Source organism: Streptomyces sp. NBC_00669 (assembly GCF_036226785.1).
Taxonomy (GTDB): Bacteria; Actinomycetota; Actinomycetes; order Streptomycetales; family Streptomycetaceae; genus Actinacidiphila.
The window spans coordinates 2,203,964-2,219,522 of the sequence record NZ_CP109018.1 but is presented as its reverse complement, the minus strand read 5'-3'; the positions used below and the strand labels follow the sequence as shown (position 1 = coordinate 2,219,522).

Below are 15,559 nucleotides of genomic sequence, written 5' to 3'. Positions count from 1 at the left end.
GCGCCGCGCGGGGCGATCACGCCGGCAGGCCCCAGCGCGGGGCGGGGGCGTTGGCGGGGACCGGGGCGAGGCCGGTCGAGGGGCGGGTGCCGCGCGGGTGGACCCATGCCTCCTGGCCGCGGGACAGCTCGATCCGCAGGGTGCCGCCGCCGAGGTCGGTGTACGGCAGCGCGCGGCCGGCGCCGTCGCTCACCTCCAGCGGGCCGGCGATGTCGGTGCGCAGCACGCAGGGCGCGCCGGCCTCGCTGCGCAGCCGGGCCCAGCGGGTGGTGCCGCCCTGGCGGGAGGCGCTGAGCAGGAAGGCGCCCTGGGTGCGGAAGTCGTGCAGCGCGACGTCCTTCCAGGTCGAAGGGACCGCCGGGAAGAGCCGGATGACGCCGCCCCAGCTCTGGCAGAGCATGTCGTGCAGGGACTGCGCGGCCGACAGCGGCGTCTCGATGACCGGCCCCGACTCCTTGTAGAGGGTGTTGGGCTGCACGTAGAGCCGCAGCAGGTCGGAGAGGTACCCGGCCGCCGCGTCGCCGTCGAGCATCTGCGCGGAGAAGGAGGCCGCGCCGGTGTAGCTGTAGCCCTGGAGCGCGCCGGTGAAGCTGATCCAGTGGTCGACCGAGGTCCTGATCAGGTCCCGGTTCTCCGGCTGCTCCCAGTTGACGAGGTACAGCGGGTAGACCGACAGCATGTGCGAGTAGTGCCGGTGCGACATCGCGAACGGCTGCCCGGCGCCGATCATGAAGCCGTCGGCGTCGACGGGCGGCGGCACGAGCCGCAGCAGCACCTCGCGCCAGCGCGGCGCCAGCGGGTCGTCGACGCCGAGGGTCTGCGCGGACTCCAGCAGCGTGGTGCAGCCCCAACGGATCAGCGCCAGGTCGAAGTTGGTGTCGGGGGTGTCCACGCCGTACTCCGGCGAGAAGGTCTTCGGCAGGTGCAGCCGGCCGTCGCTGCCGGGCTCCAGGAAGTGCAGGTAGTAGTTTATTGACTTGCGCAGCAGCGGGAAGACGACGTCGCGGAGGATCGACTCGTCCATCGTGTGACGGTAGGAGAGCCACACGTTGTGCAGTGCCCAGGTGAGGTTGCCGATCTCGGGTGTGGGCGGGTCCTGCCCCGGGATGCCGCCGCCGGTGCCGCCGGGGCCGCTGTCCAGGCCGTGGCTGAGGGTGATGTCGTTGGAGCGGGCGATGACCAGGGAGTCGGAGCGGTAGGCGGGCGCGGTCTGCGCCTTGACGTTCTCCCGGAACTCGCTCAACGAGCGGGTCAGCCCGTCCAGTTCGAGGTGGTTGGAGCCGTGGATGAGCCAGTACTCCAGCTGGACGTTGAGGTTCCACCAGGACGCGGGCCACGGCGTCGGCTCCAGCCAGGGACCGGTGGTCGCCATCACCGGGGCGTCGCGGCGCGCGGCCGAGGCGACCTTGTACAGCTGTATCCAGTAGAAGCTCTGCAACCGCGCGTCCGGGACGGACAGGAAGCTCTTGCGGTAGTAGGCGTGCCACCACGCCCGGTGGTCCGCGGTGAGCGCGGACATCGGCAGCGGCGCCGTCTCGCGCACGCTGCGCAGCGCCGCCTGGGTGGCGCCCGTACCGGGGAAGGAGTGCGCGACGGCCGCGTACAGGGTGCGGGCCCGGCCGCGTCGGACCTCCCGCCACGCGGTGACGTGCCGGCCGCCGGAGAGCAGGGACTGCACCGCGGCCCGCTCCGTGCCGTGGTCGCCCACGACGGCGGGCGGGTTGCCGGTGTAGCCGTCGGGCAGCGGCTTGAAGGCGGCCCGCGGGCTGATGGCGTCGGCGGGGTGGAAGGTCCAGACGAGGTCGCGCTCCCCCGTGGACGGTGTCACCTCGACGGCCAGTACCGAACGGGAGTTGTGGACGATCGCCCGCAGCCGCAGCGTGCCCGCGGTGGTGGTGACCGTGCCGGACAGCTCGCTGTTCCACAGGTCGAGCCGCCAGTCGACGGCGGTGACGGTGCCGACCGGCTCCAGCGTGAAGTACCCGATGGGCAGCCGGGCCAGGCCGAAGATGGAGCCGAACTCGGGGCGGTGGTCCTGCACTTCGCTGTGCTGGACGTTGAAGCGGATCGCGTTCGCGCCCGGTTCCGCGTAGATACCGGAGCCCAGGAAGCCGTTGCCGAGGAACGGTCCCTCCTCCCAGGTGGCGGGCATCTTCTGCCAGACCAGGTCGGAGTCGGCGAGGATCTCGTTCCAGGGCCGGTCGCCGTGCGCGTCGACGGACAGTCCCGCGGCGGCGGCCGGACCGGGCGCGTCCGCGGACCCGTTCGCGGTCGCCGGTTCCGCCGCTGCCGCAGTTCCGCTCACCCCGGCGCTCACCCCCGCGCCCACCGCGGCACCCGCCAGCGCACCGCCCAGCACCCTGCGGCGGGACACCCCGCCCTTGTCCTGCATAACGCCTCCTGAGTATCTGAGTGGAGTTCATGTATGCACACACTCATCGGATCTATTCGCAGCGGGACGCTAAGGCGGCGCGGGTTCTACGTCAAGGAGGTGCGCAGAGGTCCTTCCCTACTTGCTTGGTGAGAGGTAGTCATCGGATCAATCTGTTGACGCGTGCACGGCAGGGGTGTATCACCGATCCTGTTCACCACCGTGAACCTGATTCAGTGACCTGAGTCCCGAGGAGCCGCACGATGCGTCTGACGAGTCGTCACCTGATCCCCGCGCTGGCCCTGATCCTGGCGGGCACCGGAACGCTGCTCGCCGCCCCGGCGAGCGGCGCGACGGATGCCGCCGCCCACCCGCCGGCCGCCCACCCGCCGGCCGTCCGCACCGCCGCCGTCCCGCCGATGGGCTGGAGCAGTTGGAGCTTCATCCGCAGCAAGCCCACCGCGCGGAACATCGAGGCGCAGGGCCTGGCCATGCACACCAGCGGCCTTCAGGCGCACGGTTACCGCTACGTCAACATCGACGCCGGCTGGTCGGACCACCTCGACGACTACGGCCGCTGGGCCTGGAACACCACGAGCTTCCCCGACGGCATCCCCGCCGTCGCCTCGTACCTGCACCGCCTCGGCCTGAAGTTCGGCATCTATCTCACGCCGGGCATCCCCAAGGCGGCCGTCGCCGCGAACCTGCCGATCGAGGGCACGCCGTACCACCTCGCCGACATCGCGGACACCACGCAGCCCGGCAACACCCACGACGACTCCTGGCGGATCGACTTCAGCAAGCCGGGCGCGCAGGAGTACGTCCAGGGCTACGCGAACCTCCTCGCGTCCTGGGGCGTGGACTACATCAAGATGGACTTCGTCGGCCCGGGCGGCGGCCTCGTCCCCGGCGACCAGCGGCCCGACATGGCGGCCTGGCACCAGGCGATCCAGCACACCGGCCGCTCGATCGATCTGGAGCTGTCCAACTCGCTCAGCATCGCCGACGCCGACTTCTGGAAGGCCAACAGCAACGGCTGGCGGATCGACGGCGACATCGAGTGCTACCACTGCACGACGGTCGGGCTGACCGACTGGCCGCACGTGCTCAAGCGGTTCACCGACGAACCCGCGTGGGTGCCCTACGGCAGCAGCGGGGGCTGGAACGACCTGGACTCCCTGGAGCTCGGCAACGGCGCCGACGACGGCCTCACGCCCGACGAGCGCCGGACCACGATGACCCTGTGGGCGATCTCCGCCGCGCCGCTGCTGCTCGGCACCGACCTCACCAAGCTCGACCCGGACGACCTCAAGGCGCTGACCAACGACGAGGTGCTCGCGGTGGACCGGGCCGGGCACCCCGCCCGGCCGGTGTCGCAGGCGACGCCGCAGCAGGTGTGGTTCAGCAGGAACGGCGACGGCAGCTACACGGTGGCGCTGTTCAACCTCGCCGACAGCCCCGCGCAGGTCACCGCCGACTGGAGCGACCTGGGAGCCCACGGCCGGCGCGGCCGGGTCCGCGATCTGTGGACGCACCAGAACCTGGGCGTCGAGCAGGGCGGCGTCTCAGCGACCCTGCCCGCCCACGGGTCGCGCCTGCTGAAGGTGTTCGTCGACTGACGGCTGGGTGCGCCTGTCGCCGCCCCCCTGACCAGGACGGCGGCAGGCGCACCGGTACTCGGGTTGCCCGCGGGGTCAGGACGACGAGCTGAACGCCGAGTCGAAGGACGACTCCGGCGGCTCGATCGCGGCCAGCGCCCTGACGTGCGCGAGCGCCTGCGGGGCGCCCAGCAGGCGGTCCATCCCGGCGTCCTCCCACTCCACCGAGATCGGGCCGTCGTAGCCGATGCTGTTGAGCATCCGAAAGACCGGCTCCCACGGCACGTCGCCGTGGCCGGTGGAGACGAAGTCCCAGCCGCGCCGCGGGTCGCCCCACGGCAGGTGCGAACCGAGCCGGCCGTTTCGCCCGTTCAGCTGCTTGACGGACTCCTTGCAGTCCACGTGGTAGATGCGGTCCTTGAAGTCGTAGAGGAAACCGACCGGGTCGAGGTCCTGCCACACGAAGTGGCTCGGGTCGAAGTTCAGCCCGAACGCCGGGCGGTGGCCGATCGCCTCCAGGGTGCGGACCGTGGACCAGTAGTCGTAGGCGATCTCGCTCGGGTGCACCTCGTGGGCGAAGCGCACCCCGACCTCGTCGAAGACGTCGAGGATCGGGTTCCAGCGGTCGGCGAAGTCCTGGTAGCCGCGGTCGATCATCTCCGGCGGGACCGGCGGGAACATCGCCACGGTGTGCCAGATCGACGAACCGGTGAAGCCCACCACGGTCTTGACCCCGAAGGCCGCGGCGGCCCGCGCGGTGTTCTTGATCTCCTCGGCGGCGCGCTGCCGCACGCCCTCGGGCTCGCCGTCGCCCCAGATCCGGGCCGGCAGGATGCCCTTGTGCCGCTCGTCGATCGGGTGGTCGCACACCGCCTGCCCGGTGAGGTGGCAGGAGATCGTCCAGCTGCGCAGCCCGTGCTTCTCCAGGGTGTCGCGCAGCCGCGGCAGGTAGGAGTCGTCGCTCAGCGCCGCCTCCACGTCGAAGTGGTCGCCCCAGCAGGCGATCTCCAGGCCGTCGTAGCCCCACTCGGAGGCGAGCCGGCACACCTCGGTGAACGGCAGGTCGGCGAACTGGCCGGTGAAGAGGGTGACGGGTCGGGCCATGGCGTGGGTCCTCCTGCGGTCGGTCGTGAGGGTCGTGAGGGTGGTGGGAGTCGTGACGTTCGTGAAGCCGGGGCGGGGGCGGCGCGGGTCAGGACGCGACCGGGATGTGCACGCCCAGCGCCGCGGCGCTGGACTCCACGGCCGCCAGCACCCGCTGCACCTGGAGCCCGTCGGCGAACGACGGCCGCGGGTCGGTCCCCTCGGCCACCGCCGTGACGAAGTCCCGCACCTGGTGGGTGAAGGAGTGCTCGTAGCCGATCAGATGGCCCGGCGGCCACCAGGCGGCCATGTACGGGTGGGTCGGCTCGGTCACCAGCAGCTTGCGGAAGCCCGCGGTGGCGGCGTCCTCGGTGCGGTCGTGGAAGGCCAGTTCGTTCATCGACTCGGCGTCGAAGGCGAGGCTGCCCAGCGAGCCGCTGATCTCGATCCGCATCGCGTTCTTGTGCCCGGTGGCGAACCGGGTCGCCTCGAACACGCCGATCGCGCCGCCCTCGAACCGGGCGGTGAACACCGCCGCGTCGTCCACGGTCACCGCGCCGCGCTCGCTGGAGGCGGTGCCGGACAGGCCGCTGGAGCTGGCCGGCAGCGGCCGCTCGGCCACGAACGTCTCCAGCAGCGCGCCCACCGAGGAGATCCGCTGCCCGGTCAGGTACTGCGCCGCGTCGATGCTGTGCGCGCCCAGGTCGCCGAGCGCGCCCGACCCGGCCCGGTCCTTGCGCAGCCGCCAGGCGAGCGGGAACTCCGGGTCCACCAGCCAGTCCTGGAGGTACTGCGCCCGCACCTGGTGGATACGGCCCAGCCGGCCGTCCGCGACGAGCTGCCGGGCCAGCGCCAGCGCGGGCACCCGGCGGTAGTTGAAGGCGACCATGGAGCGCACCCCGGCCGCCCGGGCCTCCTCCGCCGCGACGGCCATCTCCTCGGCCTCCTCGACCGAGTTGGCCAGCGGCTTCTCGCACAGCACGTGCTTGCCCGCGGCGAGCGCCGCCAGCGCGATCTCGGTGTGGCTGTCGCCGGGCGTGCAGATGTCCACGACATCGATGTCCGGACGCGCCACGAGCGCGCGCCAGTCGGTCTCGTAGGACTCCCAGCCGTACCGCTCGGCGGACGCGCGGACGGACTCGGCGTCGCGCCCGCAGACGGCCGCCATCTCGACCCGGCGCGGCAGGTCGAAGAAGCGGCCCGCGGTGCGCCAGGCGTGCGAGTGGGCCGCGCCCATGAAGGCGTGCCCGACCATGCCTACGCGCAAGCCGGGCGCGGGTGCCGCCGCGTCCGTGGGCGGCGGGGGTGTTGACGTCAAGGTGGTTCCTCCTGGCGGCCCGTCTCCATCGTTGTTCTTCCGGCATCGACTGAAACTCAGCGCGCCGGATGGAACAGTTTGCGAGTTTCTGCCTGAACTTTGTCATAAGTCAAGGCTCTTGACGGGAGGAACCCCAAGAAGGCACGGTGCGGTGGACCGCTCGTCCACACCCCTGGGGGTCATGATCGAAACTCCAGTCAACCTGCGCGAGGTAGGAAGGCTACGGGTCCTGGAGGCCCTGCACACCTCCGTGCGCAGCAGTCGTCCGGAACTGGTGCGGGTCACCGGGTTGTCCAGGGCCACGGTTTCGTCGTTGATCGCGGATCTGATCGCGGTGGGCCTGGTGACGGAGGACGAGGGTCCGGAGGAGCCGGAGCCGCGGCGTACCGGGCGCCCCGCGCAGTCGTTGTCGTTGGTGCCGACCGCGGGGTACGCGATCGGTGCGGACATCGGGCACCAGCATGTTCGGGTGATCCTGTGCGACCTGTTCGGGGCGGTGTTGTGGGAGCACTGGGTGGCCAAGGAGGTGGACCGGGCTCCTGAGGAGACGCTGGACCTGGTGGCGGTGCTGGTCGGGCGGGCGTTGCAGGAGACCGGGGTGGGCCGGGAGCGGGTGCTGGGGATCGGTGCGGGGATCGCGTCGCCGGTGGAGAAGGGCAGTGGGGCGCTGGGGGCGGAGGGCATCATGCCCGGGTGGGTGGGGATGCGGCTGACGGACGAGTTGCGGCGGCGGACGTCGTTGCCGGTGCGGGTGACCAACGACGCGAACGCGGGCGCGCTGGCGGAGCGGATGTACGGCGCGGGGCGGCACGCGAGCGACATGGTCTACGTCCGGCTGTCCGCGGGGATCGGCGCGGGCATCGTCAGCAACGGGAAGCTGCTGCTGGGCGCGCGGGGCCTGGCCGGGGAGATCGGGCACCTGCCGCTCACCGCGGACGGCCTGATCTGCCGCTGCGGCAACCGCGGCTGCCTGGAGACCGTCGCCAGCCCCGTCGCCATCGCCCGCCTCCTCTCCGACAGTTGGGGCCAGCACGTCGTCCCCCGCGACCTGCCCGCGCTGATCGAGCAGCGCAACACCGGTGCGCTGCGCGCGGTGCGCGACGCCGGGGACGCGGTCGGCCGCGCGCTGTCCACGCTGGTCACCCTCCTCAACCCCCGCCTGATCGTGGTCGGCGGGGACCTGGCGGGCGCGGGCGAGGACATCCTCGAACCGATGCGGTCCGGGGTGCGGCGGCACACGCTGCCGTCGGCGGTGGAGAGCGTCGAGATCGTCACCGGGGGACTGGGCGACGGCGCGGAGGTCCGCGGCGCCGCGGGCCTGGTCCTGGCCGACGCGCCCCAACTGCTGTCCGCCGCACCGGGCGCACCGCAGGAGGAGCCCGCGTAGCGGCCCGGCCACGCGCCCGCGCTCGCGGCCAGGCGCTGCGGTCAGCCGTGCGCCGCGGTCGGCCGGCCGCGCTGACGCGACCGTGGGTGACCACCCACAATGGGTGCCATGGAACCCATCATCACCGCGGCCGAACTGGCCGCGGCGCCCGCCTCGACTGCCGTGCTCGACGTCCGCTACAAGATGGGCGGCCCGCCCGGGCACGGCGAGTACGCCGCCGGCCACATCCCCGGTGCCCGGTACGTCGACCTGGACACCGCGCTGGCCGGCCCGCCCGGGCCGGGCGGGCGCCACCCGCTGCCCGACACCGAGGTGTTCGGCGCGGCGATGCGCGCGGCGGGGGTCGGCGCGGACACCGACGTGGTGCTCTACGACGACTGGAACGGCTGGGGCCCGGCCCGGGCCTGGTGGCTGCTGCGCTGGGCGGGCCACGAGCGGGTCAGGGTGCTGGACGGCGGGCTGGCGGCGTGGAAGGCCGCGGGGCTGCCGCTGAGCACCGAGGAACCGGCGCCGGGCGACGGGGACTTCGTGCCGCGCCCCGGCGCGCTGCCGGTGCTCGACGCGGCCGGCGCCGCCGAACTGGCCCGCCGCGGGCTGCTGCTGGACGCCCGCGCGGGGGAGCGCTACCGCGGTGAGACCGAGCCGATCGACCCGGTCGCCGGCCACATCCCGGGCGCGGTGAGCGCGCCCACGACGGAGAACGTCACCGCCGACGGCCTCTTCCGCACGCCCGCCGAACTCGCCGCCCGCTTCGCCGCCCTGGGCGCGACGCCCGACGCCGAGGTGGGCGTCTACTGCGGGTCCGGCGTGTCCGCCGCCCACCAGATCCTCGCGCTGGCCGCCGCGGGCGTTCCCGCGGCGCTGTACGTGGGCTCCTGGAGCGAGTGGGGCGCCGACCCGTCCCGGCCGGTGGCGACGGGCGAGCAGCCGGGCTGACCCGCCGCCGGAGACACGCGTAAGGGGCAGCCACCCAAGTGGCTGCCCCTTACGGCCGTCGGCTCCCGGTCAGTGTCCCGATTCCCCTGACGAGGTCGGGCTACTCCTGTCCGCGCGCAGTCGCTACTCCTGCTTCTTGCGGCGGCTGCCGAAGACGATCTCGTCCCAACTGGGCACCGTGGCACGCCGTCCCGGGCGGACGCCGTCCGCCTCGGCCTGGCGGTCGGTGGTGCCCTTCAGGCGGTCGCGGTGGCCGGCCACCGCGCGCGGCATCAGCACGTCGGCGTAGGCGGAGCCCGCACCGGCGCTGGCCGCGGGTGCGGCCTCCTCCGGCTCCTCCTGCGGCACCTCCGCCGCCGGAGCGGCGTCCGGCGGGGCCGGCGGAGCGGGCACGACCATGTCGCCACGGAAGCTCGGCACCGCTTCCAGCAGGCTGGTGAGCGAGTCGCGCTCCTCCGGCTGCTCCTCGGCGCGCGCCTCCCGGTCCTGGCGGTCGGGCCGCTCCGGGCGTTCCGTGCCGGGGCGGTCCAGCGGCCGGTCCCTGGGCAGCCGGGCGATCCGGGGCACGAACGGGAAGCTCGGCTCCTGGCCCTGGGTCTGCGTGGTCTCGCCGATCAGCGCGCGGGCCTCGTCGTCGACCGCCTGCACCAGGCGGCGCGGCGGGTCGTAGGTCCAGCTCGCCGAGTGCGGCTCACCGGCCACCCGGTAGACCAGCAGCACCTCCCAGGTGCCGTCGTCGCGGCGCCAGGAGTCCCACAGCACGGTGTCCTTCTCCGCGCCGCGCAGCAGCAGGCGTTCGGCGACCGCCTCGCCCAACTGCGGCCCGGTGGTCTCGCCCTGGCGGCGGACCGGGGTCTTCCTGGCCCGTTCGGCCATGAAGGCCCGCTCGGCCAGCACCGGCCCCTCGAACCGCCGGACCCGCTCCACCGGGATGCCGCCGAGCTGGGCGACCTCCTCGGCCGAGGCACCGGCACGTATCCGCGCCTGGATGTCCCGGGGCCGCAGATGGCTCTCGACCTCGATCTCGATCTGGCCGAGCCGGGCCCGGTCGTTGCGCACGGCGGCGCGCAGCCGCTCGTCGATCGGGAGGGTGTACTCCGTGCTGTCGGCAGCTTTGAGCACCAGTCGGGTGCCGTCGTTGCTGACGGCCACGACCCGCAGTTCGGGCACGGTTACCTCCCGGGTGGTGCCTGCCGACGTCACGTGCGTCGCTGCTCCCGTTGAACGAGTGTGGCCTGCCCGGGTGCAGCGTGCCACAACCTTGCGGAGTTACCCGGCGTGTCGGGACAAGATGGTGACACGCCGTTATGGGACGGTAGTCGTTTGGCCACCCAGCGTGACCAACTGCGGCACCCCGGGACGAGCGCCCCCCGACTCCCCTCCACGGGTTCCTTGGCGACCGGCCGGGCACCGGAAGCCAGGATTCGTCACGGTACTCCATTCGGGCCACCGCGGGGCGGCTGCCGCGCCGTCGAATGTCGTGCAGGGGGCGGGAGTTGGGTGACCCGGCTCACATCCGGGGGTTCCACGCATCACCCAAAAGGGGACGTAGTCCACGAAGTCGCCGTCGCCTGGCCGCCGACCCGGCGCCCGGCCACCGGCCCCGCCAACGGCCGGCGACCTGGCATCCGGCGGCGAACTCGCGCCCGCCCGACGGCCTTCCCCGGCCGGCAACCTCGCGCCCGGCTACGAACCCAGCACCCGCCGCAGGTAGTCGTTCCCGAACAGCCGCTCGGGGTCGAGCCGGTCGCGCAGCGCGGTGAACTCCTCGAAGCGCGGGTAGGCCGCCCGCAGGTACTCCGCGTCGCGGGTGTGCATCTTGCCCCAGTGCGGCCGCCCGCCCGCCGCCGTCATGATCCGCTCGACCGCGGTGAAGTACTCCTGGTAGCGGCTGCCCCGGTACATGTGCACCGCCACGTAGGCGCTGTCCCGGCCGGACGCCGTGGACAGCGCGATGTCGTCGGCCGGCGCCACCCGCACCTCCACCGGGAAGCTGATCCGCAGGTCGGACCGCTCCACGGTGGCCTTCAACTCCCGCAGCACCTGCACCGCCGCCTCCCGCGGCACCGCGTACTCCATCTCCACGAACCGCACCCGGCGCGGGCTGGTGAAGACCTTGTACGCGATGTCGGTGTACGTCCGGGCGGACAGCGCGCGGCTGGAGAGCTTCGCGATCCCCGGGATCGCCGACGGCGCCACCCTGCCGAGCGCGCACGCGGCCTGGAAGACGCCGTTGGAGAGCAGCTCGTCGTCGATCCAGCCGCGCACCGCGGGCACCGGCGCGGCCGGGCCCGTACTGCGGTTGTTGCGCTTGGTGTTGCAGCCCTCGGTGTGCGGGAACCAGTAGAACTCGAAGTGCTCGTTCTCCGCGACGAGCCGGTCGAAGTCCGCGGTCACCCGGTCGAAGGTCATCGGCTCCTCCCGCGCGGTGAGCAGGAACATCGGCTCCACCGCGAAGGTGAGGGTGCTGACCACGCCGAGCGCGCCCAGCCCGAGCCGGGCGGCGGCGAACACCTCGGGGTTCTGCTCGGCCGAGCAGGTCAGCACCGACCCGTCGGCGGTGACCAGGTCGAGCGCGACGATCTGCGCGGCGATCGAGGCGGAGTCGCGGCCGGTGCCGTGCGTGCCGGTGCTGGTGGCGCCGGCCACCGTCTGCTCCATGATGTCGCCCATGTTCCGCAGCGACAGGCCCGCCGCGGCCAGCGCCGCGTTGAGCTGCCGCAGTTGGACCCCGGCCTCCACGGTGACGGTGCCGGCCGCCGCGTCGATCGACCTGATCGCGGTGAGCCCCTCGGGCCGCACCAGCAGCCCGTCGGTGGCCGCCGCCGCGGTGAAGGAGTGGCCGGAGCCGACCGCCTTCACCCGCAGCCCGTCCGCGGCGGCCTTCCGTATCGCCGCGGCCAGTTCGTCCACGGACGCGGGCGCGGCGACCCGCCCGGGCCGCGCCGAGACGTTGCCCGCCCAGTTACGCCACTCCCTCGCCTTCGCGGGTGCCGTCGTGCTGCTCGTGGCCGTGGGTGCTGCTCCGGTCCGGCTCATCGTGGTCCTGCTCCTCCCGATCCGGTGCCGGCCGCAGCCGGCGATAGCCGAGGAACGCCACCGCCGCCGCGAAGACCGCGGCGAAGGTGCACACCCAGAAGGCGGCCGAGGCACCGTGCGCGTCGATCACCCGACCGGCGAGCGCGGCACCGGCGGCGACGCCGACCGCGAGACCCGTGCTGGTCCACGTGATGCCCTCGGTCAACCGCCCCCGGGGTACCAGCTGTTCGACCAGGCCCATGGCGTTCACCATCGTGGGGGCGATGGTCAGGCCGGAGAAGAACAGCGCCAAGGCCAGGAACCACAGGTTCCCGACCAGTAGTGGCGGGATCATACTCACCGCCATCAGCGCGATGCCCAGCCGGAACCGCCCGGCGATCGTCCCGCGCGGCCGGCTCAGCCCGAACACCAGCCCGGCGACGCACGAACCGAGCGCGTACGTCGCCAGCACCACACTGGCCAGCGCCTTGTGGCCGCGCTCGTCGGCGAACGCGACCGTGACCACCTCCACCGCGCCGAACATCGCGCCGGTGCCGACGAAGACCCCGACCAGCACCGCCAGCCCCGGCGCGGCCAGCACCGACCCGCCGGACTGGTGCGCGTCCGCGTGCGGAACCGGCTCGGTGCCCCGCAGCGCGGTCAGCGCCAGCACCCCGACGGCCAGGAACACCGCCGCCAGCAGCGGCCCGGCCTCGGCGAACCAGCCGGTGCTCAGCCCCACCGACAGGATGGGGCCGACGATGAAGACGATCTCGTCCACCACCGCCTCGACCGAGTAGGCGGTGTGCAGCTTCTCCGGGGTGCCGCGCAGGATCTCCGACCAGCGGGCCCGCACCATGGCGCCGGTGCTCGGGGTGGTCCCGGCGCCCAGCACGCACACGAAGTACGCCCAGTCCGGCGCCCCGGCCCGGACGCACGCCAGCAGCCCGGCCACCGAGACCACGCTCACCGCGCAGACCGGGCGCAGCACCCGCCGCTGTCCGTACCGGTCCACCATGCGGGAGATGCGCGGGCCGCTCACCGCGCCGGACAGCGCCAGCGTCGCCGACAGCGCGCCCGCCAGGCCATACCGCCCGGTCACCTGGGAGACCATCGTCACTATGCCGATGCCCAGCATCGACAAGGGCATCCGGCCGACCAGTCCGGCCAGGCTGAACGCCACCGCTCCCGGGGTCCGGTAGATCGCTCGGTAAGGGCTGGTCACGTGGAGCTCCCCGGCGTCGTCGCCGTCGGCACGGGCAGGACGGATCGGGGTCCCGCGTAAGGAACATGGCTGGCGAGTACAGCTTACGGATCGGGGCAAGTCGTTTTCCGCCGGAGCCGGGCGCCGGGGACGTCGGACCGAAGTGGCAGGATCGGAGCATGCCTGATCAGCGTGACCCGCTCGCCGCGCCGGACCGACCCGCCCGACCGGAGCCGCCGGACGCCGGCCCGTACGACGCCCTGCTGCTGCTCTCCTTCGGCGGACCGGAGGGACCGGACGACGTGGTGCCGTTCCTGGAGAACGTCACCCGGGGTCGCGGCATCCCGCGCGAGCGGCTGAAGGAGGTCGGCAAGCACTACTTCCTGTTCGGCGGGGTCAGCCCGATCAACGCGCAGAACCGCGAGCTGCTGGACGCGCTCCGCAAGGAGTTCGCTGACCACGGCCTGGAACTGCCGGTGTACTGGGGCAACCGGAACTGGGCCCCCTACCTGACGGACGCGCTGCGCGAGATCGCCGACGCCGGGCACCGCCGGGTGCTGGTGCTGGCCACCAGCGCCTACGCCTCCTACTCCGGCTGCCGCCAGTACCGGGAGAACCTGGCCGCCTCGCTCGCGGCGCTCGCCGAGGAGGGCCGCCCCGCGCTGCGGGTCGACAAGCTGCGGCACTACTTCAACCACCCCGGCTTCGTCGGACCGATGACCGACCACACGCTCGCCGCGCTCGCCGAACTGCCCGAGGAGGTGCGCGGCGGCGCCCGCCTGGCCTTCACCACGCACTCCATCCCGACCGCCGCGGCCGACACCTCCGGCCCCGTCGAGGGCCACGGCGACGGCGGCGCGTACGTCGCCCAGCACCTCGACACCGCCCGGCAGGTGGCCGAGCGGGTCCGCGCGGCCACCAGCGTGGACCGCCCGTGGCAGCTCGTCTACCAGTCCCGCAGCGGCGCCCCGCACATCCCCTGGCTGGAGCCGGACATCTGCGACCACCTGGAGCGCGAGCACGCCGACGGCGCCCCCGCGGTGGTCATGGTGCCCATCGGCTTCGTCTCCGACCACATGGAGGTCAAGTACGACCTCGACACCGAGGCGGCGGCCAAGGCCGCGGAACTCGGACTGCCGGTCGCCCGCGCCGCCACGGTGGGCGCCGATCCGCGGTTCGCCGCCGCCGTGCGCGACCTGGTGCTGGAGCGGGCCGCGACCGAGCGCGGTCTGGCCCCGGCCCGCTGCGCGCTCGGCGCGCTGGGCCCGAGCCATGACGTGTGCCCCGCGGGCTGCTGCCCGGCCGCCGGCCGGCAGCCGTCGCGGCCCGCCGCCGCAGGAACCGACTGAGGAGACCGGAACAGATGAGCACACCCGCCAACGGCCCGGCCGGCCCGGACCAGCCGCCCGCCAACGGCCCGGCCGGCCCCGCCGCCACCGGCGAGGACGCCGAACTCCTGGGCATCGCCCTGGAGGCCGCCCGCAGGGCCGGCGCCCTGCTGCGCGACGGCCGCCCCGCCGACCTGGGCGTGGCCGCCACCAAGTCCAGCCCGATCGACGTCGTGACCGAGATGGACATCGCCGCCGAGAAGCTGATCACCGCCTACATCGGGCGGCTGCGCCCCGAGGACGGCTTCCTCGGCGAGGAGGGCGCGAGCAGCGAGGGCACCAGCGGAGTGCGCTGGGTGATCGACCCGCTGGACGGCACCGTGAACTACCTCTACGGCCTGCCCTCCTGGTCGGTGAGCATCGCCGCGGAACGGGACGGCGAGACGGTGGTCGGCGTCGTGGCGGCCCCGATGCGCCGCGAGACCTACCAGGCGGTGCTCGGCGGCGGCGCCTACGTCGAGGGCGTCCGGGCGCGCTGCCGCCCCGCCCCGGACTTCGAGCACGCGCTCGTCGCCACCGGTTTCAGCTACCTGCGCGAGCGCCGGGTCGCGATGGCCGAGGTGATCAAGGGGCTGCTGCCGCAGGTCCGCGACATCCGGCGCGGCGGCTCGGCGGCGATCGACCTGGCCGACGTCGGCTGCGGCCGGCTCGACGCGTACTACGAGCGCGGCCTGAACCCGTGGGACCTCGCCGCCGGGGACCTCTTCGCCCGCGAGGCCGGCGCCCTCACCGGCGGCCGCCCGGGCGAGGCGCCCTCCGGCGAGCTCACCCTGGCCGCGCCGCCCGGCCTCTTCGAACCGCTCCAGCGCCGCCTGGACGAGCTGGGCGCCTGGCACGACTGAACCGGCACCACCCCGGCACCACCGACTCGGCCGGCGGGCCCGCAGCGGGCCGCCGGCCGGCCTCCTCGCGGCATGCGAACGCCCCGGCACCTTCGTGGTGGCCGGGGCGTGCGGCTTTGGGGGCCGGAGGTTCAGGCGACCTTGGGCCGTACGTCCACCCCGTGCTCCGCGGCGAGGCGGCGCAGATCGTCCAGTTCGCCCTCTTCGACATCGGCGAGGAAGTCGTCCCCGGTTTCGCGGGCCCGGCGCAGATCGGACTCCGTGCTGTGTATGCGCTGGAGGATTCCATTCGTGAACGCGTCCATTGTGCGCCCCCTCGTCGTCTCCGTTGACACGCGAGTGTCAAGCCCGCTGTCCTCGCGCGGGAAGCGCGGGACAAGGCGTGGTGGGTGGGTGTAAAGCCGTCCTCCCCAC

12 protein-coding genes are annotated in these 15,559 nt (G+C 73.3%); 5 read left to right on the top strand and 7 right to left on the bottom strand.

Annotated features, from left to right (window positions below):
* Positions 1 to 16 precede the first annotated feature (16 nt).
* Complete coding sequence (locus OG896_RS08825) at positions 17 to 2,392, bottom strand: glycosyl hydrolase family 95 catalytic domain-containing protein (protein ID WP_329363943.1); 2,376 nt, start codon at positions 2,390 to 2,392, stop codon at positions 17 to 19.
* A gap of 242 nt (positions 2,393 to 2,634) precedes the next feature.
* On the opposite strand from OG896_RS08825, the gene OG896_RS08820 reads away from it, so the two are divergent.
* Entirely contained in the window at positions 2,635 to 3,990 is a 1,356-nt protein-coding gene (locus OG896_RS08820) for a glycoside hydrolase family 27 protein (RefSeq protein WP_329363941.1), read from the top strand.
* Positions 3,991 to 4,065: 75 nt separating this feature from the next.
* Here the strand turns inward: OG896_RS08820 and OG896_RS08815 are convergent, their stop codons facing one another.
* Together OG896_RS08815 and OG896_RS08810 are read right to left on the bottom strand one after the other, a co-directional pair.
* Positions 4,066 to 5,073: a sugar phosphate isomerase/epimerase family protein gene (locus OG896_RS08815; protein ID WP_328470333.1), complete on the bottom strand. Its 1,008-nt coding sequence runs from the start codon at positions 5,071 to 5,073 to the stop codon at positions 4,066 to 4,068.
* Positions 5,074 to 5,161: 88 nt separating this feature from the next.
* Positions 5,162 to 6,307 carry a Gfo/Idh/MocA family protein gene (locus OG896_RS08810; protein WP_329373824.1) on the bottom strand — a complete coding sequence of 382 codons (1,146 nt, stop codon included), beginning with the start codon at positions 6,305 to 6,307 and terminating at the stop codon, positions 5,162 to 5,164.
* 244 nt (positions 6,308 to 6,551) lie between these two features.
* On the opposite strand from OG896_RS08810, the gene OG896_RS08805 reads away from it, so the two are divergent.
* Together OG896_RS08805 and OG896_RS08800 are read left to right on the top strand one after the other, a co-directional pair.
* The gene (locus OG896_RS08805) at positions 6,552 to 7,757 is read left to right on the top strand and encodes an ROK family transcriptional regulator (protein ID WP_328470335.1); all 1,206 of its coding nucleotides are present in this window, start codon (positions 6,552 to 6,554) and stop codon (positions 7,755 to 7,757) included.
* A gap of 108 nt (positions 7,758 to 7,865) precedes the next feature.
* A complete protein-coding gene (locus OG896_RS08800) occupies positions 7,866 to 8,693 on the top strand; it encodes a sulfurtransferase (protein ID WP_329363939.1) in 828 nt (275 codons plus the stop codon).
* A gap of 123 nt (positions 8,694 to 8,816) precedes the next feature.
* On the opposite strand, the gene sepH is transcribed toward OG896_RS08800, so the two are convergent.
* The 3 genes from sepH to OG896_RS08785 all read right to left on the bottom strand — a co-directional run bounded on the left by sepH (position 8,817) and on the right by OG896_RS08785 (position 12,936).
* Positions 8,817 to 9,863 carry a septation protein SepH gene (gene sepH / locus OG896_RS08795; protein ID WP_329363937.1) on the bottom strand — a complete coding sequence of 349 codons (1,047 nt, stop codon included), beginning with the start codon at positions 9,861 to 9,863 and terminating at the stop codon, positions 8,817 to 8,819.
* 516 nt (positions 9,864 to 10,379) lie between these two features.
* Positions 10,380 to 11,732, bottom strand: coding sequence for a D-arabinono-1,4-lactone oxidase (locus OG896_RS08790; protein WP_329363936.1), 1,353 nt, complete (start codon positions 11,730 to 11,732; stop codon positions 10,380 to 10,382).
* Positions 11,659 to 12,936, bottom strand: a complete 1,278-nt coding sequence (locus OG896_RS08785; RefSeq protein WP_329363935.1) for an MFS transporter — start codon at positions 12,934 to 12,936, stop codon at positions 11,659 to 11,661. The genes OG896_RS08790 and OG896_RS08785 overlap by 74 nt, the downstream gene beginning before the upstream one ends.
* Positions 12,937 to 13,094: 158 nt before the next feature.
* On the opposite strand from OG896_RS08785, the gene OG896_RS08780 reads away from it, so the two are divergent.
* A complete protein-coding gene (locus OG896_RS08780; protein ID WP_329363934.1) occupies positions 13,095 to 14,264 on the top strand; it encodes a ferrochelatase in 1,170 nt (389 codons plus the stop codon).
* Positions 14,265 to 14,278: 14 nt separating this feature from the next.
* Positions 14,279 to 15,145, top strand: a complete 867-nt coding sequence (locus OG896_RS08775; RefSeq protein WP_329363933.1) for an inositol monophosphatase family protein — start codon at positions 14,279 to 14,281, stop codon at positions 15,143 to 15,145.
* A 131-nt stretch (positions 15,146 to 15,276) separates the two neighbouring features.
* Here the strand turns inward: OG896_RS08775 and OG896_RS08770 are convergent, their stop codons facing one another.
* A complete protein-coding gene (locus OG896_RS08770; protein ID WP_328470349.1) occupies positions 15,277 to 15,450 on the bottom strand; it encodes a hypothetical protein in 174 nt (57 codons plus the stop codon).
* Between the last annotated feature and the right edge of the window lie 109 nt (positions 15,451 to 15,559).